This window comes from Candidatus Chloroploca sp. Khr17, from assembly GCF_004138165.1.
Lineage (GTDB): Bacteria > Chloroflexota > Chloroflexia > Chloroflexales > Chloroflexaceae > Chloroploca.
The window spans coordinates 246,600-261,770 of record NZ_RYFF01000003.1 but is presented as its reverse complement, the minus strand read 5'-3'; the positions used below and the strand labels follow the sequence as shown (position 1 = coordinate 261,770).

15 protein-coding genes are annotated in these 15,171 nt (G+C 59.4%); 1 reads left to right on the top strand and 14 read right to left on the bottom strand.

Features of this window, described 5'->3' with window-relative positions; translation table 11 throughout:
* Positions 1-372: 372 nt before the first annotated feature.
* The 4 genes from EKD05_RS03550 to EKD05_RS03535 are packed head-to-tail and all read right to left on the bottom strand — an operon-like array spanning position 373 to position 3,992.
* A complete protein-coding gene (locus EKD05_RS03550) occupies positions 373-1,056 on the bottom strand; it encodes a glycosyltransferase (RefSeq protein ID WP_129670945.1) in 684 nt (227 codons plus the stop codon).
* Complete coding sequence (locus EKD05_RS03545; protein ID WP_129670943.1) at positions 1,056-2,456, bottom strand: glycosyltransferase family 4 protein; 1,401 nt, start codon at positions 2,454-2,456, stop codon at positions 1,056-1,058. Before EKD05_RS03545 ends, EKD05_RS03550 begins: the two co-directional genes overlap by 1 nt.
* Positions 2,453-3,577, bottom strand: coding sequence for a hypothetical protein (locus EKD05_RS03540; RefSeq protein WP_205703855.1), 1,125 nt, complete (start codon positions 3,575-3,577; stop codon positions 2,453-2,455). The genes EKD05_RS03545 and EKD05_RS03540 overlap by 4 nt, the downstream gene beginning before the upstream one ends.
* On the bottom strand, positions 3,570-3,992 hold the full coding sequence (locus tag EKD05_RS03535; RefSeq protein WP_165360569.1) for a PqqD family protein: 423 nt from the start codon (positions 3,990-3,992) through the stop codon (positions 3,570-3,572). Before EKD05_RS03535 ends, EKD05_RS03540 begins: the two co-directional genes overlap by 8 nt.
* An 87-nt stretch (positions 3,993-4,079) precedes the next feature.
* Between EKD05_RS03535 and EKD05_RS25640 the strand changes: the two genes are divergently transcribed.
* Entirely contained in the window at positions 4,080-4,250 is a 171-nt protein-coding gene (locus EKD05_RS25640) for a hypothetical protein (protein ID WP_165360568.1), read from the top strand.
* 165 nt (positions 4,251-4,415) lie between these two features.
* Here the strand turns inward: EKD05_RS25640 and EKD05_RS03530 are convergent, their stop codons facing one another.
* From EKD05_RS03530 to EKD05_RS03485, 10 genes are all read right to left on the bottom strand, one after another.
* A complete protein-coding gene (locus tag EKD05_RS03530) occupies positions 4,416-5,036 on the bottom strand; it encodes a hypothetical protein (RefSeq protein WP_129670938.1) in 621 nt (206 codons plus the stop codon).
* A 70-nt stretch (positions 5,037-5,106) separates the two neighbouring features.
* Positions 5,107-5,481, bottom strand: a complete 375-nt coding sequence (locus EKD05_RS03525; protein WP_129670936.1) for a hypothetical protein — start codon at positions 5,479-5,481, stop codon at positions 5,107-5,109.
* Positions 5,478-6,401: a glycosyltransferase family 2 protein gene (locus EKD05_RS03520; protein WP_129670934.1), complete on the bottom strand. Its 924-nt coding sequence runs from the start codon at positions 6,399-6,401 to the stop codon at positions 5,478-5,480. Before EKD05_RS03520 ends, EKD05_RS03525 begins: the two co-directional genes overlap by 4 nt.
* A gap of 173 nt (positions 6,402-6,574) precedes the next feature.
* The gene (locus EKD05_RS03515) at positions 6,575-7,879 is read right to left on the bottom strand and encodes a polysaccharide pyruvyl transferase family protein (protein WP_129670932.1); all 1,305 of its coding nucleotides are present in this window, start codon (positions 7,877-7,879) and stop codon (positions 6,575-6,577) included.
* On the bottom strand, positions 7,876-8,787 hold the full coding sequence (locus EKD05_RS03510; RefSeq protein WP_129670930.1) for a sulfotransferase: 912 nt from the start codon (positions 8,785-8,787) through the stop codon (positions 7,876-7,878). Before EKD05_RS03510 ends, EKD05_RS03515 begins: the two co-directional genes overlap by 4 nt.
* 18 nt (positions 8,788-8,805) lie before the next feature.
* Positions 8,806-10,014 carry a glycosyltransferase family 4 protein gene (locus tag EKD05_RS03505; protein ID WP_165360567.1) on the bottom strand — a complete coding sequence of 403 codons (1,209 nt, stop codon included), beginning with the start codon at positions 10,012-10,014 and terminating at the stop codon, positions 8,806-8,808.
* Positions 10,011-10,964 carry a sulfotransferase family 2 domain-containing protein gene (locus EKD05_RS03500; RefSeq protein ID WP_129670926.1) on the bottom strand — a complete coding sequence of 318 codons (954 nt, stop codon included), beginning with the start codon at positions 10,962-10,964 and terminating at the stop codon, positions 10,011-10,013. The genes EKD05_RS03505 and EKD05_RS03500 overlap by 4 nt, the downstream gene beginning before the upstream one ends.
* Positions 10,961-12,922 carry a sulfotransferase gene (locus EKD05_RS03495; protein WP_165360566.1) on the bottom strand — a complete coding sequence of 654 codons (1,962 nt, stop codon included), beginning with the start codon at positions 12,920-12,922 and terminating at the stop codon, positions 10,961-10,963. Before EKD05_RS03495 ends, EKD05_RS03500 begins: the two co-directional genes overlap by 4 nt.
* Complete coding sequence (locus tag EKD05_RS03490; RefSeq protein WP_129670922.1) at positions 12,919-13,788, bottom strand: FkbM family methyltransferase; 870 nt, start codon at positions 13,786-13,788, stop codon at positions 12,919-12,921. The genes EKD05_RS03495 and EKD05_RS03490 overlap by 4 nt, the downstream gene beginning before the upstream one ends.
* 339 nt (positions 13,789-14,127) lie before the next feature.
* Positions 14,128-15,108 carry a GDP-L-fucose synthase gene (locus EKD05_RS03485; protein WP_129670920.1) on the bottom strand — a complete coding sequence of 327 codons (981 nt, stop codon included), beginning with the start codon at positions 15,106-15,108 and terminating at the stop codon, positions 14,128-14,130.
* Positions 15,109-15,171: the final 63 nt, after the last annotated feature.

Below are 15,171 nucleotides of genomic sequence, written 5' to 3'. Positions count from 1 at the left end.
CGGCGGCAGCGGATCCGGCGCACCGAGCGAGCCACGGCGACCGTCACGGGGAGCCGTTCGGCTCCGTACCCGGTGCTCGTCACCACCACGAGGGGCAGCAGGGCGAGGGCAAGCAGGCGTGCGATCTGGCGCTGCTGCCGGCGGTTCAGTGGGGTGAAGATGGTATGATACATAGACGCCAGTCTTTCGGTGAGGCATACGTGGTTATGTTTGGTCACACTCCATGTACACCCATCCGTGAAGGCTGGCAAGTTTATACCCAAGCAGAAACGGCGGTCAGGCCGAAATAACGAAGCGCCCTGGTGACGGGGCGCGTCCTGATGCCACTGCGTAGTCCCTAATGTGTATCGGTCTCGCCCTCCTCTGCCTTTCCTATGCTCCGATCACCCCTCGTCGTTGCAGTGACCGTCGTGCGATGGTCAGTAATTCGCGCTGGTACGCGGCAATGCTGGCCGATAGGTTGCGGGTGTGGATGCGTTTGTGCAGCACAAGCTGCGGGACAAAACGCAGCACGGCACCGACGTCCTTGGCGCGGGCGAACCAGTCGCTGTCGCAGCCGATCCGTAGCTGCTCGTCGAAGGGGCCAACGGCCTCGTACAGGCTGCGCCGCACGACCACGGCGCCTGGGGTGTAGCCTGGGACAGGCTGATCCAGCCAACCGTTGGCATAGGCGGCTGGCACGGGTGTGCCTGGCTCGGCAAAGCGTTGGACGTGCCCGCTGATGTAGGGAGCATCAGGATGCGTGTGCAGGGAGGCAATGCGGGTCGCGAGGCTGTCCGTAGGCCAGTGATCGTCGGCATCGAGAAAGGCGATTAGGTCGCCGCTGGCGGCGGCAAGACCGCTGTTGCGGGCTGCGGCCAATCCTATCCCCGCCTGTTCGATCAGGCGCACCTGTGGGAAAGAGAGCGCAACGTTGCGGCTTCCATCGGTCGAAGCACCATCGACCACGAGAATCTCGAGGTGAGGGTATCCCTGCGCTATGATGCTCGCTAGCGCTTCTGGCAGGTACGGCATCGCGTTGCGCGTCGGAACAATCACCGAGACCAGGTCGTGCATCAGGTTGCCTCTTCCTGAGGTGGCCCATCAAACAGCGTTGGCCGGCGCACCCCGCCTGCCGCTGCGGCCTGAAATTCCGTGGCGGCACGCGCTGCTTGCCCACGGTGCGCCAGCACAAGCCCCGCCCACAGGCGCAGATAGGGGTCGTCAGGATAGGTGTTGCGGTAGTGGAAGATGCCGCCTTCGCCGGAGGCGAGCAGATCAGAGCAAGCAGCGATCGCTGCTTCTGCGGTGTCACGCTGATCCCCAGGGGGGCCGCTGCGACTGACGGCGAAGGGGGCGGCATGCTCTCCCAGAGCAACAAGAAATTGGGCAGCCGGATTAAATGTATATTCAGACGTATTTTCAGCCCATAGAGGAGTGCGTTTGGGGTGTGCCATTTGCATCGCGAAGAGGTCGGCGAACTGGCGTACCAAGCGCTCGGGGGCGAAGGTGCGGCGGGCATAGGCTTGCGCATTGCGCCCGAGTCGCTCGCGTTCGTCAGGGTGCTGATATAACCAGGTGATAGCGGCAGCGTAGTCGGCTTCGCGCTCGACGACAAGCCCGGTCACGCCATCTTCCACCAACGCGCGAACGCCAGGGTGGGCCAAAACGACGGGTGGCACACCGACCCACATGGCCTCTTGCAGCACCTTTTCACTGGTGGCATAGGTTGTGGGGTTGAGGGGATAGCCAAAGATATCGCAGACTTCGAGCACGGTGCGAATGTTTTCCACATACCCGTGAAACGTGAACCGATCACCAAGCCCGTGGGCCTCGACTTGCTGGCGGATCTCTTCACCGCCCCCACCGCAGATGATAAAGTGGGCCTCAGGCAGCTGCACGGCCGCACTCATCGCAACAAACGAGGGGTGCAGCTTCGTGGCATCAAGCGAACCACCAATCGTGCCGATATTAAAGCCCTCGTGAGGTCGGGGCGCGAAACCTGCCAGGCGGTCGAAGTCGGCCATACTATAAATGACAGGCGTACCTCGCTTGGCAAACTCCGGCAGATCCAGCGTTGCGGGGGTGGTGGCGACGACCAGATCTGCCACATCGAACAAGGCCGCAGGCACGACCTGCGGCGGGTATGCACCAAGGATCATGAGCCAGAAGATCAGCCGCATCGGCGGCAAAGGGCCGCGCAAGAATTGCCAGAGCGCCGGGTTGTTCCAGAAATGGATCAGCACGATGTCGGCCTGGGTCAGCAATTCCGTGCGGAGCGTCGGATCTGGCCCTAGCAGCACCCGTACGCCGGCCTGCCGCGCCATGATGACTGCTACGGGCGAGCCGGTCTTCTCGAGCGTGCAAACCAGATGCTCCTGCTCCAGACCAAGCTGCGCGGCATATTTTGCTGCCGCAATGAGCGATCGCTCTGGTCCGGCGCTGGAAAAGCGCTCGATGATGTGGACGATCTTCATGGGTGGGCCACCAGGGCAGCGAGATCGGCCTTCATGCGGTGAAGCCGGGGATTGTCGGTCATCAACGGTGTGACATAGTCGAGAATCGTCAAGAGTTCGGCAGGCTTGCCCAAGGGAGCCAGCATAGGTCGACCACCGCGAAAGACGCCCGGCATACCGAGGTCGGGATTGGTCTCTAATGCTCGTTGCCAGAGGTGAACTCTGCGTATATCTCGATAGCTATTCAGGGTTTGCAAGCGAAAAACCCAGTCATCAAACTGCTCGTCAATCTGCTCAAACGTACTGTCCCCTGGTGTACATAGTGGGAGTGCGATGCGCCCACGCTTGATCAACCCACGTAGGTCATCTGCCATCGCAGTGTGCGTGGCGTTTGGCTCAAAGCCTAGATTTGTCACCAAATTGATGCTTGGACTGATCCAACGCATACGCAACAGATGGCAAATAAGAGTCCATTGGATATCCCATGCATCAGTGAGGAGGGGGTTGAAATGTTGGAAGAGATCCCAGTAATAGTCGGCTATGGCGGCATTGCTGAGCGATGCCCTCAAGCGTTCCTGCACATTCCAGGTACGATATCGATCCAGGCTATAGTCAAAGCAATTCCATGCTCGTCGCCACGTCGCCCATCCCCAGGTTACAGGATGGCGATGAAAGAAGTAACTGCCTTCGTGAGCACGCCATGACCCAAGCAGATTATAGCCACCGATCCCGAGTGTTTGCTCATCATTACGATAGCGGACGAGCAAGGTCTGGCAAAAGTCAAAAAAAGAGGGGTCGGGCAAAATATCATCTTCCAGGATAATCGCTTCTTCGACCTGGGCAAACACCCAATCCAGCCCGGTCGCTACGCGCATCCCGCAGGTCACATTCTGGGCCGCATACTCGCGTTTGACCTGACAAGGCCAATCCACCTGTTCAACGATGGCGCGGCATGCGGCACAGAGCGCCACATCTTCCGGGTGATCCAGACGTGGGCCGTCGGCAATGATAAAGAGACGGCTCGGGCGCACCGTGCGGAGCACCTGCCACACCTGTTGCACAAGTTCGGGGCGATTAAAGATGATCAGAACAACAGGGGTCGTGAGTCCAACGCCCCCTTGTGCTTCCGGTTGCTCAAGCACGACGCGGCCAGCCTTCATCGCTCACGTCGTGAATGGGATCCATCAGCAACAGGTCGTTCATATCGGTAAACTTTTCCAGCACCGGTGGTACATAGCCCTCGCCGTCAGCAAAAACAAGCGCAGCAACTGCGCCGGGAGCCTCCTCGGTCGGTACGATCATCTCTTCGGTCAGGAGTTGCGCCACAAAGTCCTCGACGTGTGGGTGCAGCGAAGCCGCGTCGATGCCGAACGTGGCTGCTACCTGTGCGGCCAGATCTGCGATATGTGCGCCCTGATCCAGCATTTGCATGATCAGATAGCCGCTACCGGTGATACTGAAATAAATGCCAGTTTCGGTGTCAATCACCACGGTTTCTTTTTCAATAGTCTCATGGATCATGCGAGGCGCGTTGAATTTGTAGACGACTTGGGTCATAGACATCGATACCCTTTCCTGATGTTTTCATCCTCGGAATGTGACGGAATTGTATCACAAAGCTGATCGTCCGACCTGAGGCGCCTCATGAGACGCCAAGCTCACCCGGCGCAGGCAACACTGCTCGTCGTGCAGGCCATAAGAGACGAGCCAGTGCCTGTCATCTTCGAGGATGGCACCGCACGGGTAGACGATGCCATCCGCAGCGGGATTGGCGCGGCGGCGATAACGGCGCGGCGGCTCATCTTCGGGGCGTAGCACCGGCTCCGGCGTAATCCAAAGCGGGCGAAAGGGTGGCGTAGTCGCCGCTCGACCGCCGCCACGTAGCGGGGCAGTCGCGTCCCTGGCTGTACTGGACAGAAACGCAACACCCAGCGCAGCGGGTTGATCGGGTAACGGGAATGAAAAAAGGAGACGTAAGCATCACCCTGGCGGATGGGCGGCGCACCACCGCAGGGTGTGCCGAACCGGTTGGCGTAGGTAGACACATCCCAAGCAGTGACATGGCTTGGTCGACATACAATCGCCCCCTGCCCAGCGAGGTCTACCCGCAGGATAGTGTGTGGGACGATCTGGTAGACCGCGAGCAGGATCAAACAGCATCCAATTCTTCTCGACCTCCTGACGCGGGCCGTCCAGATGGAGTGGTCGTGCTTGTCCCCTTGCTTCCAGCGTGTCAGGGTCAAGTTCGACCAGGTGGATTTGATTGGGGCGGGTCAGAACATTGTTATTGTAGTGAACGAAGAGACGGTCACGATAGACCAGGAAGCGCGGGTCATAGTGTCGCGGATCACCCCCGTGGATAGTGTCGGACAGAGGCACGACCGAGCCAGGGATGACCGACCGATCGTCATCCAGCGCACACAAAGCAATGCGCCGCTGCATGGTACGTCGACGGCCCGAGTCGACGCGATAAGCCATGAGCAGTCGGTTACGGAAGCGGGTGAGAGAAGGGTTGTAGACGCGTAGATACGCCAGATCGTCGGAACACTGCCAGGCAGCAGGAACTAACGCATCGGAATTCAGCGCAATTGCGTCAGACATTGTAGCCGTGTAGCCGCGCCGTTTTCACCAGTTCGGCGTAGTTAGTGACTAGTTCGCTGTAAGGGCGACTTCAGGGTTTTTGCAGATGTGTGGTGACCGGCCCGGCTGGCGGCTCAATGCCGATCTGCGCGCAGATGCGCTCGACCGTGATGGTCCAGCAATCAGGAGATGCAAGGTCGTGTTCGTAAACGAGGTGTAGATGTGGCACACTGGCTGCAATCTCCCGACAGCGCCGCGCACTCTGTTCTCGATTGCGCAGGATGCTCAAGAACTGATCAGGTGCAATCGCGAACGGAGCTATGTCAGGCTCGATCTGGCCTTGCTTGCCATGAAACCGCTGAGTCTCCCGCGCGACAAGCGCAGAGATCGTTATCGCAAAGCTGGAAAGGCGTTCCAGCAAAGTGCTGCCGCTACGCCCCAGGCTAAAAACCACGAGACCGGTCATCGCTCTTCTCCTATCACTTCTTGGACAAATCCAAACCAGTGCGCGGTGATGCGCATAGACTGCAACTGTCTGCGCTTATCGAATGGATGCAACCCCAGCAGCAGCCACCGTCGAACGACAGCAAGCCCTCCCCGCGTCAAATGTTGCGCAATGTTTCTTCGCTGCGAAGGATCGGTCAGCATCAGTCGGGCGCGAGTGCGTCCTTTGCCATGAGCCAGGTGGACGAAATAACGCGGCTGCAAGCGCTTGGCGATGACGCGATGATATACCACGGCATGGGGCGTATACATCAAGCATTTGCCGCGCTGGCGGATGCGCTGCTGGAGTTCGCTCTCTTCGCTGCCCAGCAGATGCGCGCCCTGCCGCCCCAAATCGGTGCGGAACAGGCCAAGTTCAGCGAATGCACGTCGCCGAAAGGAACAGTTAGCGCCGTACAGTTCCTCACCTATCGCCAGCGTCCGCAGCACATCGCCCAGATCAAGCATAGAGAGTTGCGGCAGCAGGTCATCGGTCAACCAATCTGGTCGTTGGTGTTCCCATTGCGGCAGCACCTTCCCCCCCACTGCCCAGGCCTCGGGGTGCATGGCATATGCGTCCAATATTGCAGCGAGCCACTCTGGATTAGCTGCTGCATCATCGTCCAGAAAAGCGATTACCTCACCTGCGGCCATCTCGACCGCCAGGTTACGGGCATGAGAAAGGCCGAGGTGTGGCTGTCCTGCGCTGCGGAGAGTGACGTTGCTCGCAGCATCGAGGTAACGCCGAATGACCTGCGGCGTTTCGTCCGTGCATGCATTGTCAATCACCAGGACTTCGTAGGCGTCTGGCGGCAATGTCTGGGCGAGCAGGCTCTCGATGGCGGCAGGCAGCAGTGCGGCCCGGTTATGGGTGCAGATGGCGGCGGTGATGTGAAGGGGCATCTCAAGGCTCGACAAGTCTACAGATCGTGCTATTCATGATTCGTCACCAATCCTTTGAAGTCTCATACCCCAGGTGAATCAACAAATCACCATACTGCGTTTTGAATGCATCTGTTACCCGCGGGGTGAAGTAGGTACACCAATCACCAGCGACCCCCTTGCGATTCTCGTCATCATATCGTTCGATCCTTTGCTCTGCTTTGCTCCGCGAATGATCTGTCCCTCTCCGCAAGCGTGCAGACGTGGCGGTAGGCCTGATCCCGCGCTTCGATCTGCTTCTGAGCGGCAGACAACAGTTCCGTGCGCACGTTGTCGGCCGTGTGCCAACTGGTGCGTAAAGCCTGCATAAGCTTCTGGGAAAGCCGCGCATCGTTCAGATCCAAAACAACGCAACCCGTCCCGAACTGCTCGGCCAGGCCGTGGAACTTGTGACAATAGTAGGGTGAGCTTGCCAGGCCGACTACAGGAATGCCCTGGCTCAGGGCGAAGACCCCAGCATGATAGCTGCCGGTCAACACGATGCGACAGGTGCTGATGCGAGCGATGGCAACAAGCGGGTCATCGCCGTCATCATCCCCCGCCACCGGCGGCACGGTCTGCAACAGTTCGGCAATCGAGGCCTGATCCTCCGCCAGCGTGGCCATCGGGATCGGCAGTAGGGGAGCCTGGAGCATGTCGGCCACAGCGCACACGGCGCGGCCCACCGCAGCGATCTGAGCCGGGGTGACTCGTGCATAGTGCGCCCGACGCAGGTTGACGCCAATGGTGCTCCCCAAGTCGTGGCGGCGTTGGCTGTAAGCCAACTCGATGGCATCATCACCCGTCACCCGGATGCGTTCATCCGGCACGCCTAAGGCACGCAGCAAAGGCAAGCTGGTGCGCTGTTCGCGCAATGCAATAAGATCGACCTGGGGCAGCACCCTTTGGGCTGCCACCCGTACGCCCGCATCAGTGAGAGGTCCAATGCCCTGGCCGAACATGAACGCTGGCTTCTTCGCCTGGATCGCCCATTCCAGGCAGCGTAGCACGATGCGCGCATAGCGCGGGAATTCGTCATTAAGATACCCGCCGCCCGTGGCGACGACGATGTCCGCTTGCCGCATGGCATTGCAGAACGATGCCAGGTGCGTATCGCCATCTGTGCTTCTGCCTGCTCTCCGCTGCACGAAGAGGTTGCCTAACGCTGCGACGCGATAGCGCGCAAACCGCTCGCATGCATCATAGACCCCAGCCAGCGGTATGGGCACGTGACGCACACGCCGACCGATCAACGGAGATGCCCACAACGCACACCCAAGCGCCGAGGCCCACTGTGCCTGCGGACAATAGTGGCCCAACTTCACCGGGTCATCCGCCACCACAAAAAAAGTACTCTCAGTCCACCGTTGGCTCACCTGCTTCAGTCCAACTTGCAGCATCGCAATATCGCCGACATTGCTGAGTTGTGGGCCGCTCTGGATGATCAAGATCGTCGTCACACATGCACTCCGTATAGCCAATGCCTCAGATCGCGTCCGATGAGATCCTGGAGGCGCATAAGCTCATCGCGATACCGCTCGGTCAAATTGTTCTGCAACGCGGGATCGAGGGGTGGTGGTTTGACCTGGTTCCAGAACCGCAGATGGGCGCTGATGGCCCGACGGAGACGCACGGGCAGAAGCTGTTTTGCCCTGGAGCCCCTTTTTATCAATCGTTCCAGCCAAAGATACCGCACCCAGCGCGTCACATTGTGCTGGAGCACCTGTACGGGCAGCCGCGCCGGATCTATTTCAAGAAAGTTGCATAGATCTGCAAGCATCGTCTGTGGGCGGTCGCGCCAGTCCTCGTACAGATAGATGCGAACGTGTGTTGGCGGAAAGCGTTCGTAGTAGGGAATGAGGTTCTGAGCGTACAGCCCGTTCTGCCAGTAACGGAAGCCTGGTCGCCAGTTGTTGGCAGTGCGCTGCGGTTCTGCGGCCAATGCCTCACCAAAATCAGACAACGGCTCCAGTCCCCGTGCGCGCATATCGGTAAATGCCGAATACGCACGGTCAACAGGCTGCCGCAGCACGGCGACCAGCCGCGCCATTGGCAGTGCGTTATGGATTCTGGTTGCTGTCTTCTCCGGCTGGTAGCTTGACAAATAGATGGTGGAGGCCTCGCCGATGACCGGCAGGTTGCCAGCCGCAGCAAACAGATCGGCGTATGCTGCTTGACTGGCCACCGCATGCCGTTGGAAATAGGCGCCATCTGGCCCACCAAAAACGATCGGTTCGCCGTCGAACGCAAAAAAGTAGGGTTCCTTGACTGGACTCATGAAGACCTGGGGATGGCGCGCCAGGGTCGCGTACAAGGCCGTGGTGCCACACTTGGGCGGGCCGATGAGCAGGAAGTTTGGCAGGGGCATGGCATTGTGCTTACATTTCTAGCGGCGGCGAAAATATGCCCGCAAGCGACGGAGACCGTTCCACGGTCCGGATGGGACAAAATCGCGCCAGCTGTACCTTGCCAAGCGGTGCCAATATGCGTGGTGTCGCGGATACGCCAGGGCCGCCCCGCTGGCGACTAGTTCGTGCAGCAGCGCATCGTATTGCGCTCCCATAATTTGCGTCGTAAAGCGCGTGCGCGCGTGGGCAATCCCCGCCTGACTGAACGTTTGCCAGCGCAGTGGGTCTGACAGGGCGTCCACCTGGCCGGCAAATGAGCGGCTGTCACCTGGCGTGGCCAGCAGACCATCCAGACCTTCGCGAATCACCGCATCGGTGATGCCGGGAAGACGGCTTGCTATGGGCACACAGCCATTGGCCAGCGCCTCTTTCAGCACCAATGGACCTCCTTCGATGTAGGATGGCAGCAGCAGAATATGCTTGGATTGCATCGCCGTATACACGGCTTCATTGGATAACGCGCCCGTCAACTCCACCCGGTCGGCGACGCCCGCTTCGGCAAAGCGCTGTTCCAATTGCCACCGGTCTGACCCGTCGCCGACCACAGTCAGCGTAATTTGCAGTCCCTGCGCCAGACAGTTGCGCAGGATGCCGGGCAGCAGGAAAACGCCCTTCTGCCTATCCTCCAGGCGGCCTACAAATAGAAGCCGCAGCGGGGTAGCCCAGCCGACGCGCCGGGCAAGCTCGGCTGCGGTTGGGCTACGGACACCGTGGGGGATCAGGCGCACCTGCTTCTCGGGCATGCGGGCGGCAGCGGTATTCTGCACTTGGGGGTTTACGGCTACCGCGAGGTTCCAGGCATCGCTATGGACGGCCGCAGCCTGGTAGACCTGGGGATGATGGCTGTGGAACACAACCAGCGCGATCATGGAATCCGGCAGGAAGTCCACGCAGTTGTAGCCTGCCCAGTTGGCGATGCCGATGTTCGTGATGACCAGGTCAAACTGCTGGCGGGCAAGATAGCGGCTCACGCGCAGGGCATGCTGCACACGACCGTCCCGCCAGCGCATCGGGAGGTGTACGGCATGCACTCCAACCGCGGCCAGACGCTCCCACTGGTCTCCCTGCTCGTAGAGGGTCACGACCGTCACGTCGTATTTGTGATCGAGCAGGTACTCCCCCAAGGTGAGGACAAACTGAGAGATCCCGCCGATTTTGATCCAGGGCGTCAGGATGGCTATTTTCATCGATCCCCCTTCGGCGGCTTGGCATCGTACCCGATGCGCGACAGCCACCTTTTCAGCCCAGGCTTGGCTCGCTTCAGCACGATGCGCAGGCGCGGCGCAATACTGTATGTGCGCTGCGGCCGGGCCCGGAAGCGCGCCCATTGCTGTTCGAACAGATCGGTGGCGTGGGCATAAAGTTCCTGGTCGCAGCGATTCAACTCCTCCAGACGCGCCGTAACATCCGGCGGCAGTTGGTCACGGTAACGCATCGCCGGACTGCTGCGCTGCGGGTTGACGTTCGCCCGCGCGATTGCCGCCGGCGCCGGAAGGCCGAGCAAGTCCGCGATCATCAGCACCGACTTGTCGTAGTGCTCGGTCAAACCCACCACAGCCATCTCGTCCAGCCAGGTGTGGGCATTGGCAGTGAGCAATGCCAGATCACTCGGATCGATCTGCCAGGCAGGTTCAAAGGGCTGGGCAAAGCTGTGTCCCGAGAACTCCCCGCCTTTCAAAAAAACCGTATAGTCTGCGCGCTGGCCCAACACCCGTGTCTGGCGGTTGCTCAAATACTGCGGTAACAGATCGCGTAGGACGCAAGCCTTGATTGTCCCTTCAAGCGCCGGGCGAATCTCCTGCAGATAGGCCGCATCAAATCTTTGTGGGCGCTCTGATGCAAGTCGCCGCTGATGATAAAACTCTGAAACTGCGCGCTCCACCGGCTCGCGCAGCAATGTGAAGGTGAGCAGATCAACGCGGCCGACCAGATCGAAGAGACTCCGGCCATGATGAAATGGATAGTAGCAGTGAAACTGCTTTAGCTCGGCGGATGTGAAACGGCCTAGTTGTGGTAGACCCAGGTCAACGCAGTGACGCTGCCCATAACTCTCCCGCAGCCACTGCGTTAGGGTGACGCCGCCGGTCTTGGGGACGTGCATGAAATAAGCCGACGGAGGTTCAATGTGGATAGTCATCTTTGGGCGGGCCGATAATCACCAAGTTGGGGATGGGTATGGCGCTCCGTTTCGGGTTGTCGGGTTCGGTCAATCCCGACGAAGTCCGGCCAAAGGCTAAGATCGATCTCTGGGCAGAGTGCGGCGGCCCGTTCCACATCCGCTTTGAGGTACGCAGCCAACCGCGTCCGCTCATCGGCATCTGGTTTGGGAATGAGGTAGCTGCCCTGGTTGACAGGTTGGTGATACGTTTTGGGGTGAAAGCGGTCATCCACGCCCAGAAACCGGTAGGTGCGGGCCAACTCTGTTTCAGGAGATTGCACCATCCGCTCGAATTGCAGCACCAGCACCTGTTCGTGGTCGAAATACTCATACAGCCTGGACAGACCGATGCCGTAAAAGCTATGCAACATGGCCTCTGTGTAGAGTGAAAAGGTGTTGTAGCTATAGCGTTGCTGTTGACTCAATGTTCCAAACAACATTTTTCCCCGTTTGGTCATCAGGTAATTCCAGTGGGAGATAAAGCGATCAATTGGATTACGCAGGACTACCAGGATCTTGGTCTCTGGCGTTGCGATAGCAAGCTGTTCCAGGAGCGTGGGATAGAGAAGATACTGAACCGAGAACTCACCACAGATTGTGCCCGGTGGTGCAGCAAAAGCGCTACGATAGAGATCTAGCGCCTCGGCGCTCATGCAGCGATACTGAAAGTGCAAAAAGTACTGCGTCTCCTTGTTTAGCGGAAAGTTGATCAGGTGAACCCGATGGCGTACAACCTGGGGGTGTTCTATTAAGAGCGAATACCACCAGGTTGTACCGCACTTGGGCGCGCCGATGCCCACAAAATCGGGGGGCTTAACCTTCCAGCCATGCGCTGCCGCAGGGTAAAGATTCTGCGGGCAGAAGGCGTGCGCCAAAGTTCGACATGGGAATATTTCGTCCACTTTGCGGCCGGGATGCACGGAACGCGTCAGCTTCCTCACCCTTTGTACAACCTTGGTGATGAGTGGGTGCCGTTTTGATACAACTCCGAGCCGTTCCTTGATGCGCTGCCACAGGCCTGCGCGCACATAGCCTGACCGCGCCCGCCGCAACCACCAGGCAAGGCTGCGAGTATCTTTCGCCCGTTCCATCAACTGCCACATCTCTTGTTCAAAAGCGCTCTCAACTGCCCGTCCCTGCAGCCATTCAATATAGGCATCGTATTGGCTGAACAGAAGTTCCGCGGTTTCATCCCGCAGCTGACGATGCTGATCGCTCTGCATAAATCCTTTCGGACTGTTGTGAAAGACCACCCGCTCCCGGCTGGCCGCCACGTGATGATAGATCAGATCGCCGTATATACCGCCCATCAAGTAGTGGAACGCGCGCTGATTGCTGCGCGTCAACCTGTGGATGGGCAGCCCCTGGGCCTCGGCTACCAAGGTGAAGTGGGACAGGGTGTCGGTGCGCTCCTGGCTGTGGGTATTGTCGAAGTCAAAGCGGAGTTGGTAGCGCTCGATGAAATCCAGAGTCGTGCAGAGACAACTGGGGTGAACATAAGGACGGGTGGCCGAAACATTCTCGTCGCGCCAGACCCCGGCCAGGGCTGCTCCCGCCTCCAACGCGGCCAGTAAAGTGGTCAGCCAACCGGAACATAGGGGGTGGGCATCGCTGTCCAGGGTAACGACGTACTTTGCCCCTTCTTCTCTGGCCAGGTGATAGAGTCTTTGGAGAGGCGTCCGGTGCGGGTGATGCAACTGTTCATAAGCGGCTGCCGACAGCAAGGTCAAGCGGGGCTGCGCCAGGAGCCACGCTTCCAATTCCGGCGCGCCAAGCCGGTTATTCCAAAGATAAATGTGATAATCCGGATAGTCGGTATACCTGGCGATGCGATCCAGGCACAGACGTATCCAGAAGTCGTCCCTGGGTGTCTGGCCGCCATTGACGATCAGGATGGCGACCCGGCCAACATGTGTTGTATCAGTTTCAGCATTCATCTCGAAAACCTTTGCGATTGCCAGGGTGCATTTTCTATCAAACCCCGGCGGGCTACAATAACGTGCTCTCCGGAATGCCATTCACACTCAAAGCCGTGTGTCGCGGTGTAGAAATTCAAGGCGCAGCCCCGCACCAAACGATCATGTAATTCGATGATGATGACTCCGACGCGTTCAATCCACGCTGCCGGCGAGGCGAACACCTCCCTTTCTGCACCTTCGATGTCCACTTTCAACAGATCCACAACATCAAGGTTGTAATCGGTCAACAGTTGGGGCACGGTAACAGAATTCACCTGTCCAACAACCGGGAAACGGCCATCCGCTTCGTGAGGTTGAACGCAAAAAACGCCATAGATCCCAGAACGTTTGGCCGGGTTAGCTAACGCCAGTATAATGGGTGTATCCCACAGCGCCGCCTGGAGGGGGATGATCTGGGGATAAGCGGCGACATTTTTGCGTAGCTGGCTGAAATTGGAGGCTTCTGGTTCCAGGGCCAAAATGCGCGCCGCCGGGTAGCGATTGGCATAATAGATCGTCGTCAAGCCAATATTGGCGCCCGCATCAATGATCACCCCGGGTGGGCGGCTCAAAGGTAAAGTATACTCTTCCCGCGCGATAACCTGACCGTAGATCCGAAAATCTGATGTCCCCAGGCGCAAGGTGAGGGGCGCACGAAGCTGACGGGGATGGACGGTCACCTCACCCCGAGGGTTCAACAGCGAAGCGACAAAAACACGCAGCCCTTCACGCCGGCCAAACCATCGCATGTATTGGCGCAGCAAAGAGATGAAATGGGCGGCGCGCTTGGAAGATCGTGCTGCCCGCGCCCGCAGCGCTACAACAAGAGCATTTAAAACCATCATATTTACATTCCCCACACCATGATCGCCAACCCATCCTACTGCTCCGCCCGCGTCCGTCCCGTGCGCCAGTCGAAGACCACCAGGTGCGCCGCTCTGCGGTGCAGCGGTCGGCGTATTCCCACGTCTGCGCCAAACCCTTCATCAGGGTGGCGTCCAGCGACTTGTGCAATACTTCGCCCCCAAACGGCCAGAGCACGAGCAAGTCCGTCCGCCGTCGGCCCAGGCCGTCCTCCCGTTCGACCCGTCTCCTGGTGTTGATGCTGTCGGTTAAGAGATCATCTCCTGTAGCAGGATCTCGCGGTAGATCGGGTTGGCTCCCTGACAAAGCAATGTGGCATCTCACCCTTGCTCATACCACCTGACCGTCTCCGCTAACCCTTCGGCAAAGCTGGTCTGCGCCCGGAAGCCAAAGAACCGCTCGGCGCGCGAGGTCTCCAGGCAGCGGCGGGGTTGCCCATTGGGTCGCGTGGTGTCCCAGGCGATGCGGCCCTCATAGCCCGTCAGGCGGGCCAGGAGGGTGGCGAGTTCACGGATCGCGATCTCTTGCCCGCTCCCCAGATTGACCGGTTCCGCTTCGTTGTAGCGCTCAGTCGCCAGCAGAATGCCCTCGGCGGCGTCGGCCACATAGAGAAATTCGCGGGTTGCGCTGCCGTCGCCCCACAGCGTGACCTCGGGCTGCCTCGCTGCTTTGGCCTCAGCAAACCGCCGGATCAGTGCGGGAATGACGTGCGAAGAGGCCGGGTCAAAGTTGTCGCCAGGGCCGTAGAGGTTGACGGGCAAGAGGTAGATCGCATTGAGGCCGTACTGTTGCCGGTAGGCTTGCGCCTGCACCAGCAGCATCTTTTTGGCGAGCCCATACGGGGCGTTGCTCTCTTCGGGATACCCGTTCCACAGGTCATCTTCCCGAAAGGGCACCGGCGTCACTTTGGGATACGCGCAGACCGTGCCGACAATGACACATTTGCCGATCGCCCATTGCCGCGCCGCTTCGATCAACTGCGTACCCATGATCAGGTTATCGTACAGCAGTTCCCCTGGCCGTTCGAGGTTGTAGCCAATGCCCCCAACATTGCCCGCCAGATGGATGAGCAGCACCTGAGAAGGATCCGCCGCCCGCGTGCTCTGGGTATCAGCAAACAGCGCCTGGATCGCCTCCCAGCGGCGCAGATCATACTGAGCGCGCCGCGGAACAACGATCTGCGCCTCGGCTACGCCGCGCCGCCGCAGCGCTGCCACCACCGCACGCCCTAGGAAGCCCGCGCCCCCGGTGACCATCACCGTCTTGCCGTGCCAAAAATCAGCCGCCGGTTGCGTTGTCATGCGTTCCCCTGCCTGACGCAAAGGCGCAAAGGCGCAAAGTTACCCATGCTTCATTCAACCCTC

Bases quoted from the DNA above. Each gene is read 5' to 3' on its own strand.
- EKD05_RS03545 (WP_129670943.1), bottom strand. From the start codon at position 2,456: ATGAAGATCGTCCACATCATCGAGCGCTTTTCCAGCGCCGGACCAGAG.
- EKD05_RS03510 (WP_129670930.1), bottom strand. From the start codon at position 8,787: ATGCCCCTGCCAAACTTCCTGCTCATCGGCCCGCCCAAGTGTGGCACC.
- EKD05_RS03525 (WP_129670936.1), bottom strand. From the start codon at position 5,481: ATGACCGGTCTCGTGGTTTTTAGCCTGGGGCGTAGCGGCAGCACTTTG.
- EKD05_RS03485 (WP_129670920.1), bottom strand. From the start codon at position 15,108: ATGACAACGCAACCGGCGGCTGATTTTTGGCACGGCAAGACGGTGATG.
- EKD05_RS03520 (WP_129670934.1), bottom strand. From the start codon at position 6,401: ATGCCCCTTCACATCACCGCCGCCATCTGCACCCATAACCGGGCCGCA.
- EKD05_RS03535 (WP_165360569.1), bottom strand. From the start codon at position 3,992: ATGACCCAAGTCGTCTACAAATTCAACGCGCCTCGCATGATCCATGAG.
- EKD05_RS03505 (WP_165360567.1), bottom strand. From the start codon at position 10,014: ATGAAAATAGCCATCCTGACGCCCTGGATCAAAATCGGCGGGATCTCT.
- EKD05_RS03530 (WP_129670938.1), bottom strand. From the start codon at position 5,036: ATGTCTGACGCAATTGCGCTGAATTCCGATGCGTTAGTTCCTGCTGCC.
- EKD05_RS25640 (WP_165360568.1), top strand. From the start codon at position 4,080: ATGAGACGCCAAGCTCACCCGGCGCAGGCAACACTGCTCGTCGTGCAG.
- EKD05_RS03500 (WP_129670926.1), bottom strand. From the start codon at position 10,964: ATGACTATCCACATTGAACCTCCGTCGGCTTATTTCATGCACGTCCCC.
- EKD05_RS03550 (WP_129670945.1), bottom strand. From the start codon at position 1,056: ATGCACGACCTGGTCTCGGTGATTGTTCCGACGCGCAACGCGATGCCG.
- EKD05_RS03495 (WP_165360566.1), bottom strand. From the start codon at position 12,922: ATGAATGCTGAAACTGATACAACACATGTTGGCCGGGTCGCCATCCTG.
- EKD05_RS03490 (WP_129670922.1), bottom strand. From the start codon at position 13,788: ATGATGGTTTTAAATGCTCTTGTTGTAGCGCTGCGGGCGCGGGCAGCA.